We start from the raw sequence: 17,719 nt of genomic DNA, 5'->3' as shown, positions 1-17,719 counted from the left end.
GAGCGGCTGCCATAAACCAATGGCGCGGCTGGTGAATTTAATGAAAGCCCTAACGCTGCCCACTGGCTTTTTCGACCCCGCAATATCACCCCCTTGCGGAGGGGCCGGTGGCGTCCCAAGAAGAGCCTATAGCCATTTCAGGGATATCATGACCGCACCGCCCAAGCGCCCGTCGGGCCAGGAGGGATTCTTCTGGAAAAACAAGACGTTGGAGGAGATGTCCAACGCCGAATGGGAGAGCCTGTGTGACGGCTGCGCACGCTGCTGCCTGGAGAAGCTCGAGGACGAGGACACCGGGAAGATCTACTTCACCCATATCTCCTGCAAGCTGCTCGATGCCGGCCTGTGCGCCTGCAAGGACTATTCGAACCGCTCCGAGCAGGTTCCGGACTGCGTCCGGCTCACGCCCGAAAACGTCCGCACCCTGAACTGGCTGCCGCCGAGCTGCGGCTACCGGCTCGTGGCCGAGGGGCGCGACCTCTACTGGTGGCATCCCCTGATCTCAGGCGATCCCAACACCGTTCATGAGGCCGGGGTCTCGGTGCGCGGGCGGGTGGAGGGCACCGAGATCGATGTCAACGACGCCGATCTCGAGGATCACATCGTGCGCTGGCCGGCCTTGCTGCCGAAACGGGCACAATTGAAGAAGCGGCCGAAGGTCTCCAAGTAGATTTCCGAGACGTAAGGCCGACGTCGCGAGAGCCGGCGCCGGCGCTTCCGCGATCACGTCATCGCGAGAACTCTGCTGCGGGATGCACCCATGCGCTGAGGTGCCTGCCTCAGCAGCGAAATGCTGCATAAATTGCGAAGCAGAGAATGATTCCATCGCGGGACGCGCCCGCGCAGCAGCATTACGCCCCAAATGAACAAGTATGAACGGCAGAGCCGTTTTCCTGCCGACCAATCTACATTGCCTGAAGACATTGCCGAAGAGCTGTCTCACCTCCCGAGCGAGGTGATCGAACTCAGCGACGCGCCGCCCCTGGCGCCGCCGGCACCGCTCAATCCGGATGAAGTCCGCACCATCGTGATCAGCCTGATGCTGACGATGTTCCTGGCCGCGCTCGACCAGACCATCGTCGCGACCGCGCTGCCGACGATCGGACGCCAGTTTCACGACGTCACGAATCTCTCCTGGGTGATCACAGCCTATCTGCTCGCTTCGACCGCGGTGGCGCCGGTGTTCGGCACGCTGAGCGACATCTATGGCCGCCGCGTCATGATCATCACCTCGCTCAGCCTGTTCGTGGTCGGCTCGGTGCTGTGCGCGGTCGCGCCCAGCATGACCATGCTGATCATTGCCCGCGGCCTGCAGGGGCTCGGCGGCGGCGGCATCATGCCGGTGGTCCAGACCGTGATCTCCGACGTCGTCACCCCGCGCGAGCGTGGACGCTATCAGGCCTATTTCTCCAGTGTCTGGATGGCCGGCGGCATTCTCGGCCCGGTGGTCGGCGGCGTGTTCGCCGAGCATCTGCATTGGTCGATGATCTTCTGGATCAATTTGCCGCTCGCGGCTGCGGCGCTGGCGCTGCTGCTGCCGAAGATGAGCAAGATCCCGGTGTTCCATCGCAAGCGCAAGGTCGACTGGCTGGGCGGCGTGCTGCTGATGGCCTCCGCCGTCGTGCTGATGCTGGTCTTGACCTGGGGCGGCACCCGTCTGTCCTGGCTGTCGCCGACCATCACCGCGATGATCGGCGCCTCGATTGCGCTCGCCGGCGCCTTCGTCTGGCATGCGCGCCGTGCCGACGAGCCGTTCCTGCCGCTGTCGCTGCTCGGCGGCTCGGTGGTGCCGTTCGCGATGGGGGCGGGCGGCTGTGCGCTCGGCGCCATGGTCGGGCTCACCGTGCACCTGCCGCTCTACTACGAGGTGGTCTATCACCTCACTGCCAGCGAGGCCGGCCTTGCGCTGATCCCGCTCGCGGCGATCTCGACCTTTGGTGCGGCGATCGCCGGCCGGACCATGGCGAAGGCCAAGCACTACAAGCGTGTCGCGATCGTCGGCACCTCGGTGGCCGCGATCTGTGCGGTCGGCATGGCGGTGACGACGCTGCCGCTGTGGGGCTTGCTGACGCTGATGAGCGTGTTCGCGCTCGGGCTCGGCACCACGTTCCCGATCAGCGTGGTGTCGCTGCAGAACGCCGTGGCGCGGCCGCAGGTCGGCACAGTGACCGGCGCGATGAACTTCTTCCGTGCGATGATGGCGTCCTTCACGGTGGCCGCCTTCACCACGATCCTGCTGATGACGCTCGGCACCGACATCTCGCTCGCCGGCGAGCATCACGCTGCCGCGGCCAGCACCGTCAGCGCGATACCGATGGCCGACATGATCACCGCGTTCCGCTACGTGTTCGGCGCCGCCGCCGTGCTGCTGACCACCGCTTCGATCTGTATGATCACGATGGAAGAGCGCCCGCTCGCCGGTCCCGCCGCACGGTCTCCGGCTGAGATGGCGGAGTAGGGGCGGGGTCCTCCCGAGCGTTGTCCTGGCGAAAGCCAGGACCCATTACCCCGAATGCGAATTGTTGCGCGACGCGGGTGATCCGGTATTCCAGAGACAGCAGTGCTTGAGCCGAGAAGCCGCGGCGTACTGGATCGCCCGGTCGAGCCGGGCGATGACAGCTGAGGATGGGGATGCATTTTCGCATCCCTCCACCCGTCATTCCCCGGTGCGCAATTGCGCACCTGAGGGGCGCGGAGCGCGAGCCCGGAATCCATTTATCCACGAGTTATGCGGCTCAATGGATTCCGGGCTCTCGCTTCGCGCGCCCCGGGATGACGCGTTGAGAGATATTGGCCCCGCGCACTTATTCCCGTCTGCCTCAAATTTATTCAGCCCGCCGGCGCCGACCCACTACTTTAGTTGCCGTCCGCGCATGGCGATCTGCGCGCAGTTTCACTTGCTGCGCATTTTGTCGCGGCTATAGTCCGGCCCCAAGAGCTCGAAGCAGCCGAAAAACAACAAGAGGAGAGAAACAGAGTGACAAGAACATCGCGACTGCCATTTCATGCGATGCAGCAATTCGCCGGAGCAGCCGCTTTGGGACTTGTCGCGCTCGCGCCCGGTGGGGCGCAGGCCGCCGACACCCTCAAGATCGGCGTGATTGCCGAAGCGCAGGCGATTGCCGGTGCGTCGATCCCGCAGGCGGCGCAGCTGGCCGCCGACGAGATCAACGCCAAGGGCGGCATCGACGGCCGCAAGATCGAGGTCGTCTCCTACGACAATCACTCATCCTCGGCGGATTCGGTGCGTGCGTTCCAGCGCGCGGTCAACGAGGACAAGGTCAACGTCGTTATCTCGAGCTACATCAGCGAGGTGGTGCTGGCGCTCGAGCCCTGGGCCTCGCGCCTGAAGACGCCGTTCGTCACGCCCGGCGCTGCCTCCAACGAAATCAGCAAGAGCGTCCACGCCGATTACGAGAAGAACAAGTACACCTTCCACGGCTACCTGACCTCGGCGGCGCTGGCGCTGTCGGTCTGCGATGCCGCCAAGGAGCTTTTGGTCGATCAGAAGCACATGAAGACCGCGGTCATCATGAGCGAGGACGCCGCCTGGACCAAGCCGCTCGACGTCGGCTACGAGGAGTGCCTGCCGAAGATCGGGCTCAAGGTGGTCGACCATATCCGCTTCTCGCCTGACACCACCGACTTCACGCCGATCTTCAACAAGGTCGAAGCAGCCAAGCCGGACGTGATCATCACCGGCATCTCGCATGTCGGCGTGCAGCCGACGGTGCAGTGGAAGAACCAGCAGGTGCCGATCCCGATGTTCGGCATTTCCTCGCAGGCGACCAACGAGACCTTCGGCAAGGACACCAACGATGCGGCGGAAGGCGTGCTGTATCAGGGTGTCTCGGGCCCGAACGTCGCGGTGACGCCGAAGTCGGTGCCGTTCGCGGAAGGCTTCAAGAAGCGCTACGGCAACTATCCGTCCTACGCGGGCTACACCGCCTATGATGAGGTCTACTACATCGCGGATGCGGTGAAGCGCGCCGGCTCGGTCGAGGCCGACAAGATGGTCGATGCGCTGGAGAAGACCGATTGGGAAGGCACCATCGGACGCGTCCAGTTCTACGGCAAGGACGATCCCTTCACCCATTCGATCAAGTACGGCAAGGGCCTGATCACCGGATTGATGCTGCAGTGGCAGGGCGGCAAGCAGGTCGCGGTCTGGCCGAAGGAGGTCGCCAAGAGTGACCTCAAGTTCCCGAGCTTCATCAAGCTCACCACGAACTGACTGATGATCATGCTCCCGGGTCGCTCCCGGGAGCATCCCTATTCAGTTCCGCGTCCTCCACAACAGGCAGCCCTGCTGCCGCGGCCGATATGAGATGCTTGCCCTACAAATCCTGATCGATGGCTTTGCCATCAGTGCGCTCTATGCGCTCGGTGCCACCGGCTTCACCCTGATCTTCGGTGTCTCCGGCGTTCTCAACCTCTCCCACGGTGCCATCATGGTGGCCGCAGCAGTCGCGGCCTGGGCCGCGGCCAGCGTGCTGCATCTCGACATCTACACAGGTGCGCTGTTTGGTGTCGGCGTGGCGCTGATCGTGTCGTTCGCGACCTATTTCGCGGTCGTGAAGCCGATCCAGAATTCGACGCGGATCCCCAATGAGGAGAAGGAAATCTTCGTCCTCACCGGCACCCTGCTGTGGGGCATCATGATCCAGGAGCTGATCGCCTATTTCTTCACCAACAACGCCAAGACCGTGCTGCCGATCGTCGAGGGCGTCGTCGACATCTTCGGCAACCGCACGCCGCGCAACAACATCTTCACCGCGCTGGTGTGCTGCCTCGTGATCGGCCTGCTATGGCTGCTGGTGAACCGCACCCGGACCGGCAAGGCTGTGCTGGCGGCCTCGATGAACCCGCGCGGCGTCACGCTGCTCGGGCTCGAGCTCACCCAGATCTACATCGTGGTGTGGGGCATTTACGGCATCCTGGCCGGCATCGCCGGCGTGCTGCTCGGCATGTTCCTCGGCGTCAGCTCCTACAGCGTCGGGCCGCTGACCGCGAGCGCGTTCTCGATCGTGGTGCTTGGCGGCCTCGGCAGCGTCTCGGGCTCGCTGATCGCCGCCTTCGTCGTCGGCTATCTCGAGACCATCACCGCCTACATGATCTCGCCGGCCTACCGCACCATTCCGGCGCTGCTGCTGCTTGTCTTCGTGATGTATATCCGGCCTCAAGGCCTGCTCGGGAGGCGCTGAGATGGCCAATTTCTTCACGTCGCGCCTGTTCTTCATTTCGCTGGTCTGCGTGGTGGTTGCCGCGACGCTGCCGTTCTATGTCTCGGGCTACATCCTCGGGCTGCTCACCGTCGCGTTCTATTTCGGCGTGTTCGCGATGGCCTGGGATCTCCTGTTCGGCTTCGCCGGCGAGGTCAATTTCGGGCCGACCTTCCTGATCGGCACCGGCGCCTACACGGCGGGCATCCTCAACAACCAGTTCGGCTGGTCGGTCTATGTCTGCATCCTGCTCGGCGCGGTGGCGTCTGTCGTTGCGGGCTTCGTGCTGGCGCTGCCGGCGCTGCGGGTGAGGGGACCGTATTTCGGTCTCACCACGCTGGTCGCGGTCTTGATGCTGCAGAACTTCGTCGTGGTGTTCGCTGACCTGACCGGTGGCGAGATCGGGCTGACGATCCCCGATGTCATCACCATCAATGCGGGCGCCAACTACTGGATCGCGCTCGGCTTCATGACCATCAGTGCGGCCATCCTGTATGGTCTGTCGCAATCGCCTGTTGGACTCGTGCTGCAGGCGAGCGGGCAGGACCCGGTGCAGGCCGGCGCGCTCGGCTTCAACATCGTCAAGCACAAGCTAGCAGCCTTCATCGTCAGCGCGTTCTTCTCGGGCCTGTCGGGTGCGCTGCTGGTGTTCTACTTCGGCACCGCCTCGGTCGGCACCGTGGTCGACGTCGCGGTCGGCGTGAACGTGATCGTGTCCGCGGTGCTCGGCGGCCGGCGTACCGTGCTGGGCGCAGCGCTGGGTGCGATCTTCCTGATCGTGGCCGGCGAATTCCTGCGCCCGACCGGCGAGCTTGCGACCTTCATCGTCTCGGCGGTGGCGCTGCTCGTCGTCCTGTTCTTTCCCGGCGGTTTCCTCGGAGCGGCCCTGTCACGCGAGGCGCGCTCCTGATGGACCAGACTTTGACCAAAACTCCGACGCTCGCCGTCCGCGGCCTGACCAAGCGGTTCGGCGGCTTGACCGCGGTGAAGAACCTGAACTTCGAGCTGCGCCCCGGCGAGATCCTCGGCCTGATCGGGCCGAACGGATCCGGCAAGTCGACCGCGATGAAGAGCGTAATGGGCATCGAGCGCCCGACCGCGGGCGAGGTGCTGTTCGAGGGCGAGAACGTCGCCGGCCTGCCGGCGCACAAGATCGCGCGCAAGGGCTTTGGCATGGTGTTCCAGCACTCGCGGCCGCTGAACCGGCAGACCGTGCTGGAAAACATCATGGTCGCGCTGCTGCCCGACAGCCTGTTCATGCTGTTTCCCGACAAGGCGCTGACCGAGCGCGCCAAATGGATCGCCGAGCGCGTCGGCCTGGGGGCGGTGATGGACCGCCGCCCGCCGACATTGCCATTCGCCGATCTGCGCCGGCTTGAGCTCGCGAAGGCGATCGCGCGCGATCCGAAGGTGGTGCTGGTCGACGAGCCGTTTGCCGGCCTGACCAGCGCAGAGGTCGGCACGTTCTCCGCATTGATCCGCAGCTTCCGCGACGAGGGGCGCGCGGTGATGCTGGTCGACCACAACGTCAAGAGCGTCGCGGCGCTGGTCGACCGCGTGCTCGCGATGTATCTCGGCGAGGAGATCACGACCGGCCGCGCCGAGGACGTGATGAAGAACGAGACCGTGCGACGGGTCTATCTCGGCGGCGCGATCGAGACCCATGCGCGGCCCGAGACCTCGTTCAAGGACAAGGTGCCGCTGCTCCAGGTCGAGAATGTCAGTGTGCATTACGGCAAGGCGCAGGCGCTCGAGAACGTCTCGATCCACGTCCATGAGGGCGAGTTCGTCTCCATCGTCGGCCTCAACGGCGCCGGCAAGACCACGCTGTTCAACACCATCTCGGGCTTCCTGCCGTATAGCGGCGAGATCCTGCGCGGCGGCGAGAAGTTGCGCGGTACGGGACCTGCGAAGATCGCCCGCTCGGGCCTCGTGCAATGCCCGGAATCGCGCGAGCTGTTCGGCGAGATGACGGTGCGCGAGAACCTCGATCTCGGCGGCCAGCATCTCGACGACGCGGCGCGGGCCAAGCAGCTCGCCTGGCTGTTCGAGCTGTTTCCGATCCTGAAGGAGCGCCAGGGCCAGATGGCGCAGACGCTGTCCGGCGGCGAGCAGCAGATGCTGGCGATCGGCCGCGCGCTGATGATGCAGCCGCAGATCCTGATCCTGGACGAGCCGACGCTCGGATTGGCGCCCGTCATCCTCGAATTGTTGTCGAAGGCGCTGGAGAAACTGCGCCAGACCACCAAGATTACCGTGCTGCTCGGCGAGCAGAACGTGACCTTCGCGCTTCCGCATGCCGATCGCGTCTATGTGCTGGAGCACGCGCGGATCGTCTGGGAGGGTGATCCGGGCCGGTTCGCCGCGGAGGCCGGCAAAGACTTTCTCTGACGTTCGCAGATCAAAAAAAGACAAAACAAGGGAGATCATGATGTCACGCACTTCGATCACTGCACGCGCAGCGCTGTTGCCGCTGGCCTCCGCGCTGGCGCTGTGCCTCGCGGCGCCCGCCTATGCGCAGTCCAAGGATCCGATCAAGATCGGCATCATCGCCGAGGTGCAGTCGATCGCCGGTGCCGCGACCCCGGGCGGCGCGCAAATCGCGGCCGACGAGATCAACGCCAAGGGCGGCGTGATGGGCCGCAAGATCGAGATCGTCACCTACGACAACAAGAGCTCGTCGGCCGATTCCGTGCGCGCGTTCCAGCGCGCGGTGAGCGAGGACAAGGTCTCTGCCGTGATCGCGAGCTACATCAGCGAGGTCGTGCTGGCGCTCGAGCCGTGGGCGTCCCGGCTGAAGATGCCGCTGATCACGCCCGGCGCCGCCTCGAACGAGATCACCAAGGCGGTTCACAACGACTATGAGAAGAACAAGTACACCTTCCACGGCTACCTGACCTCGGCCGCGCAGGCGCAGCTGGTCTGCGACGCGGCCAAGGAGCTTTTGGTCGACCAGCTCAAGTTCAAGTCGGTGGCGATCATGAGCGAGGACGCGGCGTGGACCAAGCCGCTCGACGTCGGCTATGAGGCCTGCCTGCCGAAGGCCGGGCTGAAGGTGGTCGAGCACATCCGCTTCTCGCCTGACACCACCGACTTCACGCCGATCTTCAACAAGATGGAAGCGGCCAAGCCCGACGTGATCGTCACCGGCATCTCCCATGTCGGCGTGCAGCCGACGGTGCAGTGGAAGAACCAGCAGGTGCCGATCCCGATGTTCGGCATCAGCGCGCAGGCGCTGAGCCCGACGTTCTGGGGCGACACCAACGGCGCCGCCGAAGGCGTGCCGTCGCTCGCGGTGGCGACGCCCGATGTCGCGGTGACGCCAAAGACCAAACCGTTCGCAGCCGCCTTCAAGGGCAAGTTCGGCACGCCGCCGGCCTATACCGGCTACACCGCCTATGACGAGGTCTACATCATCGCGGAAGCGATCCAGCGCGCCGGCTCGACCGATCCGGACAAGATGGTCACCGAACTCGAGAAGACCGACTTCGAGGGCACGATCGGCAAGATCCAGTTCTACGGCAAGAACGACGAGTTCACCCACGGCATCAAGTCCGGCCCGGGTGCCGTCACCGGCCTCGTGTTCCAGTGGCAGAACGGCAAGCAGATCACGGTCTGGCCGAAGGCGATCGCGGAAGGGAAGCTGAAATTTCCCGATTTCGTGAAGCTGTCGCAGTAACTGACGTACTCGCCGTCATTGCGAGGAGCGAAGCGACGAAGCAATCCATCCATCCGAATGAGTGGAGAGATGGATTGCTTCGCTTCGCTCGCAATGACGGTAGTGAGGAGAGCTACTTCCGCGTCGGCGGGGCCGCCTGGATCGTCGGCGCCGCGGCCGCAAGCAACGCGGCGCGATCGCCGTTGCGCGGCGGATAGATGCGCTGCCGGTTGATGGTCTGTTTAGTAAGCTTGGCGGCGGCGCCTGTGGTGTGCACCTCGCGGTCCCAGCCGGTGGTGTAGAGCGCGCCCCAGGCGCCGAGATCGAGCACCGTCACATACCAGTCGATGTTGAGAGGCCGCAGTTTTTCGCCGAGCAGGTCCGCCACCACATTGTGGCCGGCAAACCGCCCCATCGGCCGCGCGAATTGGCAGGACATCACGGTCGGATGCTCGCCATCGATCAGGCAGGCGGCGACGTCGCCGGCGGCGAACACGCCGGGAAGACCTTCGACGCGCATGCAATGATCCACCGCGAGGCGGCCGAGCTTGTCGCGCTCGGCCGGAAGCGTTGCGGTGAGCGGGCTGGCGCGCATCCCGGCGCACCACACCACGGTCGCGGCCGGAATGGTTTCGCCCGAGCTTAACGTGATGCTGTCGGCTCCGACCGCACTGACTCTGACGTTCAGCCGTGTCTCGACGCCGAGCGCGGCGAGCGCCTCGTTGATGACGGGGCGGCCATGCGCGCCAAACGTCGCGCCGACCACCGGATTGGGATCGATCAGGATGATGCGATGATCGCCGGTGATGCCGGCGCCTGCCAGCTTGGCCGGCATCTCGGCTGCGACTTCGATCCCGGTGAACCCGGCGCCGACGACCGCCACCGTCGAACGTGCCGGCGACGGCGGCTGCTTGCCGAGTGCCGCCAGATGCGCGTCGAGCCGCATCGCCGCCTGATAGGTGTCGACGTCGAAGCCATGCGCGGCAAGGCCAGGAATGGCGGGGCGGACCAGCTCGCTGCCGGTGGTCAGCACCAGCCGGTCGTAAGTCAACGTCTCCGCGCCGGAGCCTGTCTTGACCACGACCTCGCGCTTCGCCGGATCGATCGCCTCGACTTCAGCCACCCTGTGCCTGACGCCGACCGGATCGAGCAGCTCGTCGAACGGCAGCGCGACGTCGCCGAGATCGACCTCGTAATTGCGCACCCGGATGTTGTGATAGGCGTTGCGATCGACGACGAGAATCTCGACATCAGCCGCCCGCGCGCCGATCTCGTCACGCTTGCGCGCCGCCCCGAGCGCGGCCCACAGGCCGGCAAAGCCGGCTCCCAGCACCAGGATGCGCGCCATCTCTCCCTCCGACTTTTGGCCGGAGGGAGCTTGCCCGCGCAGGTGTAGTCAAATCAAGTGAGTGAGGGCGTGTGAGGCGCCGTCACGTCCCCGGCCGCGACACCTCGGTCTCCTTGCTGGTGATGAACTCCAGCAGCACCGGCACGCCTTCCCTCGTCTTCTGGATGCCGCGCTTGATTGCGGGGATGATGTCCTCGGGCTTGGTCACCCGCTCGCCATAGCCGCCGAAGGCGCGAGCCATCGCGGCGTAATCGCCGGAGATGTCGGTCGAGCGATACTTCTCGGTCGAGATCGGCATCACCTTCAGTTCGATCGCCATCGAGAAATTGTTCAAGAGGATCGACATGATCGGAATCCGCTCGCGCACCGCGGTCTCGAAATCCATGCCTGTGAACCCGATCGCGGCGTCGCCCCAGACGTTGATGCAGAGTTTGTCGGGCTTTGCCAGTTTGGCGCCCATCGCAAGGCCGAGGCCATAGCCGAGCTGCGTGGTCTTGCCCCAACCGATATAGGACAACGGCTCGACCGACTTCCAGAACGGCGACAGCTGGTCGCGCGGGCTGCCGGCGTCGTGGGTGATGATGGTGTTGTGGATGTCGACGGTGTGCTGCAAGTCCCACAGCACGCGGTAGGGATTGAGCGGCGCGTCGTTGTGCGTCAGCTTCGGCATCCACTTGGCGAGCCATTCCTTGTGGGACGCGGCGATCTCTTCGGCAACCGCGCTCGCGTTGCGGTCGGACGTGACGGTCTTGCCGATCTCCTCCAGCAGCGCGTCGAGCACGAGGCCGGCGTCGCCGACGAGGCCGATCTTGGCCTCGACATCCTTGTTGATGTGGTTCGGATCGAGCGTCGAATGGATGATGGTCTTGCCCTTCGGCATCGCGATGCCGAACGAGGTTTCGGTGAAGGAGCAGCCGATGCCGAAGATCACGTCGGCCTCGGCGAGGAATTTCGGCACCGCGCGTGGCACCGCAAGGCCGCCGGAGCCGAGCGACAGCGCATGCGCCTCCGGGAATGACGACTTGCCACCGAGACTGGTGGTGACCGGGATCGCGAGCCGCTCGGCGAGGCGCTTCAGCTGTGGCCAGGCTTTTGCGTAATGCACGCCCTGGCCGGCATAGATCACCGGACGCTTGGCGTTGACGAGCAGGGCGGCGGCTTCCTTGATGTGAACGGGATCGGCGCCGTAGCGGGTGCGTAGCACCGGCGTGTAGTTCAGCGGCTCCGGCACTTCCTCGTTCCACATGTCGGCGGGGATCTCGACGATCACAGGCCCGCCGCGGCCGTTCTTCAGCTTGGTAAACGCGCGGCGGAAAATGTTACAGACCTCCGGAGCGAGATTGATCGGCTCCGAGGATTTGGAAAACGCCTTCATCGCCTGGCTGGAATTGAAATTCGGGTCGATGTTGGCGAGGCGGCGCGCATAGCCCATCGGCAGCACCAGCACGGGCACGGATTCGCCGTAGCATTGCGCGACGCCGCCCATCGCGTTTTCGGCGCCCGGGCCGTGCTGCATGCAGAATGCGCCGATCTTCTCGCCCGAGGTGACGCGGGAGATCGCATCCGCCATGTGCACGCCGATGCGCTCCTGGCGCACCATCACGGGGCGGATATCGGCGGCGGCGGCGTATTCGATCAAATGGTTGACCGGGTAGCCCGTGAGGATCTCGATCCCCTCGCGCTTCATGATTTCCGCGATCGCGGTGCCGAGCTTCATGACGGTCACTCCCTTTGGATGCGGCCGGTTCGCTCCGGCCTCGTTGTCGTCCTGTCCGATAAAGGAACAGGATTCCGCTGGCCGGTAAAGCCGAGCTGCGGGCCGGATCAGGTAGTCCTGATATGCGTTTACGCCCAATCGCGGCCGGCCGCCTCGCGGGGCGAGGTCGGGATGCAGGCAAAACTAGCGCCGAGTTTCTCTGCAACCCTTAAGCGATCGTTCATCCTGTCCTTCAATGGGCCGTCAACCAATGTGGCCTAGTTTTGCTGGAATTTTACTACGGCGCGGGAGAAAAAGCCGCGGGCGTCGGACAGGAGCTTTTCATGCGCGCGTTGCTTGCAAGATTTCTGCGTGACGATGTCGGCGCTACGGCGATCGAATACGCCATCATTGCCGGCGGCATCAGCATCGTCATCGTCGCCGGCGTCAAAGGCATCGGCACCAGCGTGAGCGGCCAGTTCAGCGCCGTCGGTGCGGCATTCAAGTAAGCGCCGCCGGGACACGCTTCGCACTTTCCTGTTCAGCCGCCCTCCGCGGTCTCCGATCAACGCGCGCAGCATCGCGATGCGCGCGAACATCAGCCAGCCGGCGCCTTGTTGCGCAGCGTTGATGAGATGCTCAACCGCAACCTGCCAGCGTGTCCTGCTGGTATCTTCGGATAGCTTCATGATGTAATCGGCGGCTTGCTGCGGCGTCACCAGTGTGCCGCCGCGTCTACGCCTGTCAGCCCGCCTTCTTGCGCGCCGTGGTGCCTTGCGCACGCGTTGCCTTCTCGGCCTTCTTCGGCTCGGGCTTGGCGACTTCCTTGGGCTCGCGCTTGCCGCTGCCCGAAATCGGCAGCAACATCTCGCGCTGGCCTTCGATACGCTTCTTCGGCTTCTTGCCCTTCGCAGCCTTTGCTTCGGCCTTGGCGGGGGCTGCCTGCTTCTCGTTGGCGAGGCTCTTCTTCAGCGCGTCCATCAGGTTGATGACGTTGCCGCTGGCCTTCGCCGCGGGCTTGGCGATCTTGATGCCGTTGCGCTTCTGGTTGATCAGGTCGATCAGCGCCTGCTCGTAGCGATCCTCGAACTCCTCCGGATCGAACTCGGCGGACTTCTGCTCGACGATGTGCTTGGCGAGATCGAGCATGTCCTTGGTGATCTTCACATCCTGGATGTCGTCGAAATATTCCTTCTCGCTGCGCACCTCATAGGGGTAGCGCAGCAGCGTGCCCATCAGCCCGTTGTCGAGCGGCTCGAGCGCGATGATGTGCTCGCGGTTGGTCAGCACGACGCGGCCGATCGCGACCTTGTCCATGCTGCGGATGGTCTCGCGGATCACCGCAAAGGCGTCGTGGCCGACCTTGCCGTCGGGGACGAGGTAATAGGGGCGGATCAAATAGCGGCTGTCGATCTCGCTGCGCGGCACGAACTCGTCGATCTCGATGGTGCGGGTCGAATCCAGCGCGATGTCGTCGAGTTCTTCCTTGGTGACCTCGATATAGGTGTCGGTGTCGACCTTGTAGCCCTTCATGATGTCGTCGGTTGAGACTTCCTCGCCGGTCTCCGCGTCGACCTTGGCATATTTGATGCGGTGGCCGGTCTTGCGGTTGATCTGGTTGAAGGAAACCTTCTCGGTATCCGACGTCGCCGGGTACAGGGCAACCGGGCAAGTCACGAGCGAAAGGCGCAAAAAGCCCTTCCAGTTGGCACGGGGGGCCATAGGGAAAACTCCGATTACGCAACCGACGGAACGGTCAAGGATAACACCGGCAACCCCAGTTTGAAACAACACGGCCCGGTGAATCTGGCAACGGCGTTAACCGTAGCTTCAGCCTGCGCCGGTTTGACGCGGTCGCCGCAACGGCTGCCGGACCGCCGCCAAGCGGCTCGGAACATCACTCCGGATCCCGCGTTGGCCTTTCGAGGGGGCGCGGCAATCGCCGGAATTACAGGCACTTAAGCAAAGAGGTCGCGATGCCCAGGGAACGACACGGTCAGATCATCGAAACCCCGACCGAGGCGCGCCAGGCCGAGCCCGGACCTTCGGTTCTCGCGCTGCTCACGGCCTCGACCGGGCTGGCGGTGCTGATCCTCGGCATCATCTGGTTTGCCTTCTTCCGGGTGTAGGCGCTGCTGACGATCGTCTCCCGCGTGCGAGGATTGTTAAATTGAGATGCAGTAGGAGCAGGGGGCCATGCGTGTGCGCGGAGGCGTGCGGCAGATCACGCTCGCTTCCGGCCTCGGTCACTTGAGCAATGGCTCCTGTCAGGCTGCGCGACCGTCTTGACACGCGGCGCGCCGCAGACCGCAACAATATGCAAGCGCAAATTCCGGCACGCGGGTTGCCGTAATCGCCGCAGTCAAATCATACGTGACCATCTCGCACAGAGAATTGAGCCAGGAAAATTTGAGCCAGGATTTTTCTGAGCGAAGGCCCACGCCTTCACGAGATTTTGCACGGGAGATCTGTGATGCGCGCTGCCGTGACGCGTCACGAGATCATCGAAATTGGCTGCTAGCTGATTTGAATCAGATGCGTCTTGAGCTTGAGATGTTCTATCCGCAAGAAGAAAAAAACTCGTTGCTGGCGCGCTTCAAGGAGAAAAGCGTTTCAGGTGTCTTTGTCGGGCTGACGGTGCTGGCGATGGCGGGATGGATCTATCTCCTCAGCTCGATGTTCCTGAAATTCATGCTGTGGTGGTTCTCCTGAGACGTTGATCTCTCGAGAACAACCGGTGTTGGCGCCTGATCATTGTTGCGCCGGTTGATTGCACAAAAATTCCAGCGGCCGAACATTCTTTCGGCGCGCGCAATCATGATGTCGTCACAACTTCGAATGTTAATAACATCGGGGCTAACGTGGACGATTGTTATGCTTTCTCCTGTTCTCATTCTTGCCGCGGCGTTCGTCGCCGGCTTCCTCTCCGGCTTCGCCGCCCGCTCGTGGCGGTCGCACAAGCGCCGCGCGCAATATCGGATCTATGCGCCCTATGTGGCGCCGTTGGCCGCTCGATCGTCGAGGCGGGAACAGCCGGTCTCCGCGTTCGGCCACATGCGCCGCGCGTTCTAGCGGGGCTAGCTCCACAGAGGTAGCGCGACAGTGTGGTGAGTTGGGGTTGGCGGGCGATATGCAATCGGTCATCTTTGTCTTCGTTGCGGCAGCCGGGCCGTGTTCGCGTCCGGCCTGGTCTTGTCGTCGGCCTGTGCGGATCGCGAGGGAACTTGCACAACATGAGTGATTTCAGAGGGCATTCGCCGAGGCGGTATGTCGTCGACGTCAGTGGCCGGCGCGTGCTGGTCGGTCTCACGCTTGAAGAGACGTCGGAATTCGAGGGATTGGACACTTCCCTGCCGGTGCTGGATGGGGAAGGCCGGGGCGGGGAAGCCCAAGACCGGGAAGCCCAAGACCGGGAAGCCCAAGACCGGGAAGCCTCGGGCGCCGAGCCGATGCCGTCGGCCGTCGAGGGACGGTGGCTCGAACTCTATCACAAGCACGATAAGGCCTGGATCAAGTGGAAGGCCGACCTGAGGGCCGGGCAAGAGCGCGATTCACCCTTTTTTAACTAAGACCGGGCGATTTTTGAGCGATACTGCCTGAATGGCCCGAACCGGATACTGACAGATGTTTCAGCTGTTTTTGCGGGCTCGCGCGCATGACCTGATCGGGTCGCGGCGTAGCGAGGAAGGTTTCAAGGCACGCTCGGCCGAGCGCGATGCCGAGACCGATCGCGCCCGGATCGGATCGATCATGGCCGCGATCGAGGCCGCGTTGCAGGCGGCCGAAAGCGAGCAATCCGGCCTTGGCCGCCGCGTCGACGATGTTCTGGCCCGCGCCGCGGTAACACTGGGCAATGGCACCGACGAATATCTGGAACGCGAGGCGCTTGACAATTATCATCAAGACCTGTTTGACGCCGAGATCTCCAATGGCCAGCGTCGGCTGAAGGAACTGGCGACCGAGATTGCGCACTTCAAGTTCATGAAGGCCGCGGTACTGAGCCGCTTTCCGGATTACAAACCTGCGGCCGCCAGCATCTGACGCACCCCGCGGCCGGAACGCGAAGGCAGAAGCTGCGGCCCGCGCCTGACGGCGTGTGCGGCCCGGTCCGGCGCAAGGCGAAAGGCACAGGCGGAACGTGGTGATCGCAGGCAATCTACTCGTCACGGGCTGCGCCGGCTTCATCGGCTTTCATCTGGCGGAGCATTTGCTGCGGGCAGGGCAGCCGGTCATCGGCATCGACAACCTGAATCAGTATTACGACCCGGCGCTCAAGCGCGCGCGGCTCGATCTGCTCAAGCAGCACCGGGGTTTCACCTTCCTCGAGCTCGATCTTGCCGACCGCGCCGGGATGAAGGCGCTGTTCGAGCGCTATCGCTTCGAGGTCGTGGTGCATCTCGCGGCCCAGGCCGGCGTGCGCTACTCCCTGCAGAACCCGCATGCCTATGTGGATTCCAACCTGGAGGGCTTCCTCAATATCCTCGAGGGCTGCCGGCACACTGCGTGCAAGCATCTGCTGTTTGCGTCCTCATCGTCGGTCTACGGCGCCAACACCAAGTTGCCGTTCTCGATCCACGACAATGTCGATCATCCGGTCAGCCTGTATGCCGCGACGAAAAAGGCCAACGAGTTGCTCGCCCATTCCTATAGCCATCTCTATCGTATCCCGACGACGGGGCTGCGGTTCTTCACCGTATACGGGACCTGGTATCGGCCGGACATGGCACTTTACGCGTTTGCGGACGCGATCACCAAGGGGAAGCCGATCCAGCTGTTCAACAACGGCAACATGCGGCGCGACTTCACCTATGTCGATGACGTGGTCGAGGCGATGGTGCGGCTTATCGGCCGCGCGCCCGCGGGCGACGTCAACTGGTCAGGAGCGCATCCCGATCCGGGGTCGAGCAAGGCGCCGTGGCGCGTCTACAATATCGGCAACAGCAGGCCCGAAGAACTGATGCACGTGGTGGCTCTGCTCGAGCAGGGCTTCGGCCGCCAGGCCGAAAAGCAGTTGCTGCCGATGCAACCTGGAGATGTACTTGAGACATCGGCCGATGTCTCCGATCTGGAGCGCGACATCGGATTCCGGCCGCAGACGCGGATCGAAGACGGCATCGCCAGATTTGTCGACTGGTATCAGGCCTATCACGACGTCGATCGGAAATAAGACGCTCCTCGCAGATCCAGGCTCGAGAAAAATTTGCGCGGCGTGGAACGGGGTGTGGCGATGAGAGTTATCAGTGGTTTTGCCGTTGCTTCCGCCGTGACCATGTCAGGCGCGATCGCTCCGGCGCACGCGATCGATGTCCAGGTCGCGCGCGCCTGCGATGCTCTGGTCGCGCGGGCATTTCCACCGCGACAACCCGGCAATCCCGCTTCCGGCAGCGCGAGGGGCGGCGCGAAGGATCAGCGCGACTATTTCAACAAGTGCGTCGCCAATGGTGGCAAAATGGACGAGGACACGCCTCCCAAATCGAAATAGCGTGGGATCACGACGCGCGTTGCCAATTAGCGATGCTTATGGCGATTGATGGTACGACGGGCTGTTCGCTGCGATGATCGTGCAGAGCGCATGCGAGAGCAGCGCGAAGCGGTTTGCTCCTTCTATTGAAGCCGAAACGCGTCGGTGTCGTCCGTTTTCAATTAGAATAGCATCGTCGTGTTTGGCCGAGGTCGAGGCGAATCTTTTGCACGATCGAGCGTGGAGCGTTGAAGCTTTCCGTCTCACCGTCAGGGCCGATCAGAGCGCCGATGTCCGTGGCGTCTCGGTGTCAGTAACCGTTCGAAACATTTTG

Annotated in this window: 18 protein-coding genes and 1 pseudogene; 15 read left to right on the top strand and 4 right to left on the bottom strand. The window is 63.6% G+C overall.

Annotation, left to right across the window (positions count from 1 at the left end; all coding sequences use genetic code 11):
• Positions 1-148 precede the first annotated feature (148 nt).
• From QDT69_RS01740 to QDT69_RS01710, 7 genes are all read left to right on the top strand, one after another.
• A complete protein-coding gene (locus QDT69_RS01740) occupies positions 149-670 on the top strand; it encodes a YcgN family cysteine cluster protein (protein WP_279704943.1) in 522 nt (173 codons plus the stop codon).
• Positions 671-862: 192 nt separating this feature from the next.
• Positions 863-2,458, top strand: coding sequence for an MDR family MFS transporter (locus tag QDT69_RS01735; protein WP_279704942.1), 1,596 nt, complete (start codon positions 863-865; stop codon positions 2,456-2,458).
• Positions 2,459-3,010: 552 nt separating this feature from the next.
• Complete coding sequence (locus QDT69_RS01730) at positions 3,011-4,234, top strand: ABC transporter substrate-binding protein (RefSeq protein WP_279705175.1); 1,224 nt, start codon at positions 3,011-3,013, stop codon at positions 4,232-4,234.
• A gap of 94 nt (positions 4,235-4,328) precedes the next feature.
• On the top strand, positions 4,329-5,204 hold the full coding sequence (locus QDT69_RS01725; RefSeq protein ID WP_050424320.1) for a branched-chain amino acid ABC transporter permease: 876 nt from the start codon (positions 4,329-4,331) through the stop codon (positions 5,202-5,204).
• A 1-nt stretch (position 5,205) separates the two neighbouring features.
• Entirely contained in the window at positions 5,206-6,132 is a 927-nt protein-coding gene (locus tag QDT69_RS01720) for a branched-chain amino acid ABC transporter permease (RefSeq protein WP_279704941.1), read from the top strand.
• Positions 6,132-7,613, top strand: a complete 1,482-nt coding sequence (locus QDT69_RS01715) for an ATP-binding cassette domain-containing protein (RefSeq protein WP_279704940.1) — start codon at positions 6,132-6,134, stop codon at positions 7,611-7,613. Before QDT69_RS01720 ends, QDT69_RS01715 begins: the two co-directional genes overlap by 1 nt.
• Positions 7,614-7,650: 37 nt before the next feature.
• Complete coding sequence (locus QDT69_RS01710) at positions 7,651-8,901, top strand: ABC transporter substrate-binding protein (RefSeq protein WP_279704939.1); 1,251 nt, start codon at positions 7,651-7,653, stop codon at positions 8,899-8,901.
• Positions 8,902-9,013: 112 nt separating this feature from the next.
• Here QDT69_RS01710 and QDT69_RS01705 read toward each other — a convergent pair whose 3' ends face one another.
• Positions 9,014-10,228, bottom strand: a complete 1,215-nt coding sequence (locus QDT69_RS01705) for an NAD(P)/FAD-dependent oxidoreductase (RefSeq protein ID WP_279704938.1) — start codon at positions 10,226-10,228, stop codon at positions 9,014-9,016.
• Between the two features lie 82 nt (positions 10,229-10,310).
• On the bottom strand, positions 10,311-11,945 hold the full coding sequence (locus QDT69_RS01700) for a thiamine pyrophosphate-requiring protein (RefSeq protein ID WP_279704937.1): 1,635 nt from the start codon (positions 11,943-11,945) through the stop codon (positions 10,311-10,313).
• Positions 11,946-12,268: 323 nt separating this feature from the next.
• Between QDT69_RS01700 and QDT69_RS01695 the strand changes: the two genes are divergently transcribed.
• Positions 12,269-12,433: a Flp family type IVb pilin gene (locus tag QDT69_RS01695; protein WP_050424338.1), complete on the top strand. Its 165-nt coding sequence runs from the start codon at positions 12,269-12,271 to the stop codon at positions 12,431-12,433.
• A gap of 57 nt (positions 12,434-12,490) precedes the next feature.
• Here the strand turns inward: QDT69_RS01695 and QDT69_RS01690 are convergent.
• Positions 12,491-12,706, bottom strand: a pseudogene (locus QDT69_RS01690) (hypothetical protein); the annotation flags it as partial.
• Entirely contained in the window at positions 12,669-13,646 is a 978-nt protein-coding gene (locus tag QDT69_RS01685; RefSeq protein ID WP_279704936.1) for a Ku protein, read from the bottom strand. The gene QDT69_RS01685 and the pseudogene QDT69_RS01690, both read right to left, overlap by 38 nt.
• A gap of 254 nt (positions 13,647-13,900) precedes the next feature.
• Here QDT69_RS01685 and QDT69_RS01680 point away from each other — a divergent pair, with 254 nt between their 5' ends.
• From QDT69_RS01680 to QDT69_RS01650, 7 genes are all read left to right on the top strand, one after another.
• Positions 13,901-14,053, top strand: coding sequence for a hypothetical protein (locus QDT69_RS01680; RefSeq protein WP_167351887.1), 153 nt, complete (start codon positions 13,901-13,903; stop codon positions 14,051-14,053).
• Between the two features lie 244 nt (positions 14,054-14,297).
• Positions 14,298-14,636 (top strand): hypothetical protein, encoded by a 339-nt coding sequence (locus QDT69_RS01675; RefSeq protein ID WP_279704935.1) that lies wholly within the window; start codon positions 14,298-14,300, stop codon positions 14,634-14,636.
• 162 nt (positions 14,637-14,798) lie between these two features.
• On the top strand, positions 14,799-14,996 hold the full coding sequence (locus QDT69_RS01670) for a hypothetical protein (protein ID WP_279704934.1): 198 nt from the start codon (positions 14,799-14,801) through the stop codon (positions 14,994-14,996).
• A gap of 161 nt (positions 14,997-15,157) precedes the next feature.
• Positions 15,158-15,493 (top strand): hypothetical protein, encoded by a 336-nt coding sequence (locus tag QDT69_RS01665; RefSeq protein WP_279704933.1) that lies wholly within the window; start codon positions 15,158-15,160, stop codon positions 15,491-15,493.
• A 55-nt stretch (positions 15,494-15,548) separates the two neighbouring features.
• A complete protein-coding gene (locus tag QDT69_RS01660) occupies positions 15,549-15,965 on the top strand; it encodes a hypothetical protein (RefSeq protein WP_279704932.1) in 417 nt (138 codons plus the stop codon).
• A 103-nt stretch (positions 15,966-16,068) separates the two neighbouring features.
• Positions 16,069-17,091 (top strand): NAD-dependent epimerase, encoded by a 1,023-nt coding sequence (locus QDT69_RS01655; RefSeq protein WP_279705174.1) that lies wholly within the window; start codon positions 16,069-16,071, stop codon positions 17,089-17,091.
• A gap of 42 nt (positions 17,092-17,133) precedes the next feature.
• Positions 17,134-17,406: a hypothetical protein gene (locus QDT69_RS01650; protein WP_279705173.1), complete on the top strand. Its 273-nt coding sequence runs from the start codon at positions 17,134-17,136 to the stop codon at positions 17,404-17,406.
• The last annotated feature ends 313 nt before the right edge of the window (positions 17,407-17,719 follow it).

It is taken from the genome of Bradyrhizobium sp. CER78 (assembly GCF_029846235.1).
Taxonomy (GTDB): domain Bacteria; phylum Pseudomonadota; class Alphaproteobacteria; order Rhizobiales; family Xanthobacteraceae; genus Bradyrhizobium.
Note: the sequence above shows the minus strand (reverse complement) of the source record. Positions and strands in the feature narration are given on the sequence as shown.

Excerpts from the sequence above, each read along its gene's own strand:
- QDT69_RS01685 (WP_279704936.1), bottom strand. The coding sequence starts at position 13,646 with ATGGCCCCCCGTGCCAACTGGAAGGGCTTTTTGCGCCTTTCGCTCGTG.
- QDT69_RS01725 (WP_050424320.1), top strand. The coding sequence starts at position 4,329 with ATGCTTGCCCTACAAATCCTGATCGATGGCTTTGCCATCAGTGCGCTC.
- QDT69_RS01720 (WP_279704941.1), top strand. The coding sequence starts at position 5,206 with ATGGCCAATTTCTTCACGTCGCGCCTGTTCTTCATTTCGCTGGTCTGC.
- QDT69_RS01705 (WP_279704938.1), bottom strand. The coding sequence starts at position 10,228 with ATGGCGCGCATCCTGGTGCTGGGAGCCGGCTTTGCCGGCCTGTGGGCC.
- QDT69_RS01660 (WP_279704932.1), top strand. The coding sequence starts at position 15,549 with ATGTTTCAGCTGTTTTTGCGGGCTCGCGCGCATGACCTGATCGGGTCG.
- QDT69_RS01735 (WP_279704942.1), top strand. The coding sequence starts at position 863 with ATGAACAAGTATGAACGGCAGAGCCGTTTTCCTGCCGACCAATCTACA.
- QDT69_RS01700 (WP_279704937.1), bottom strand. The coding sequence starts at position 11,945 with ATGAAGCTCGGCACCGCGATCGCGGAAATCATGAAGCGCGAGGGGATC.
- QDT69_RS01740 (WP_279704943.1), top strand. The coding sequence starts at position 149 with ATGACCGCACCGCCCAAGCGCCCGTCGGGCCAGGAGGGATTCTTCTGG.
- QDT69_RS01730 (WP_279705175.1), top strand. The coding sequence starts at position 3,011 with ATGCAGCAATTCGCCGGAGCAGCCGCTTTGGGACTTGTCGCGCTCGCG.
- QDT69_RS01665 (WP_279704933.1), top strand. The coding sequence starts at position 15,158 with ATGAGTGATTTCAGAGGGCATTCGCCGAGGCGGTATGTCGTCGACGTC.
- QDT69_RS01680 (WP_167351887.1), top strand. The coding sequence starts at position 13,901 with ATGCCCAGGGAACGACACGGTCAGATCATCGAAACCCCGACCGAGGCG.
- QDT69_RS01710 (WP_279704939.1), top strand. The coding sequence starts at position 7,651 with ATGATGTCACGCACTTCGATCACTGCACGCGCAGCGCTGTTGCCGCTG.
- QDT69_RS01670 (WP_279704934.1), top strand. The coding sequence starts at position 14,799 with ATGCTTTCTCCTGTTCTCATTCTTGCCGCGGCGTTCGTCGCCGGCTTC.
- QDT69_RS01695 (WP_050424338.1), top strand. The coding sequence starts at position 12,269 with ATGCGCGCGTTGCTTGCAAGATTTCTGCGTGACGATGTCGGCGCTACG.
- QDT69_RS01715 (WP_279704940.1), top strand. The coding sequence starts at position 6,132 with ATGGACCAGACTTTGACCAAAACTCCGACGCTCGCCGTCCGCGGCCTG.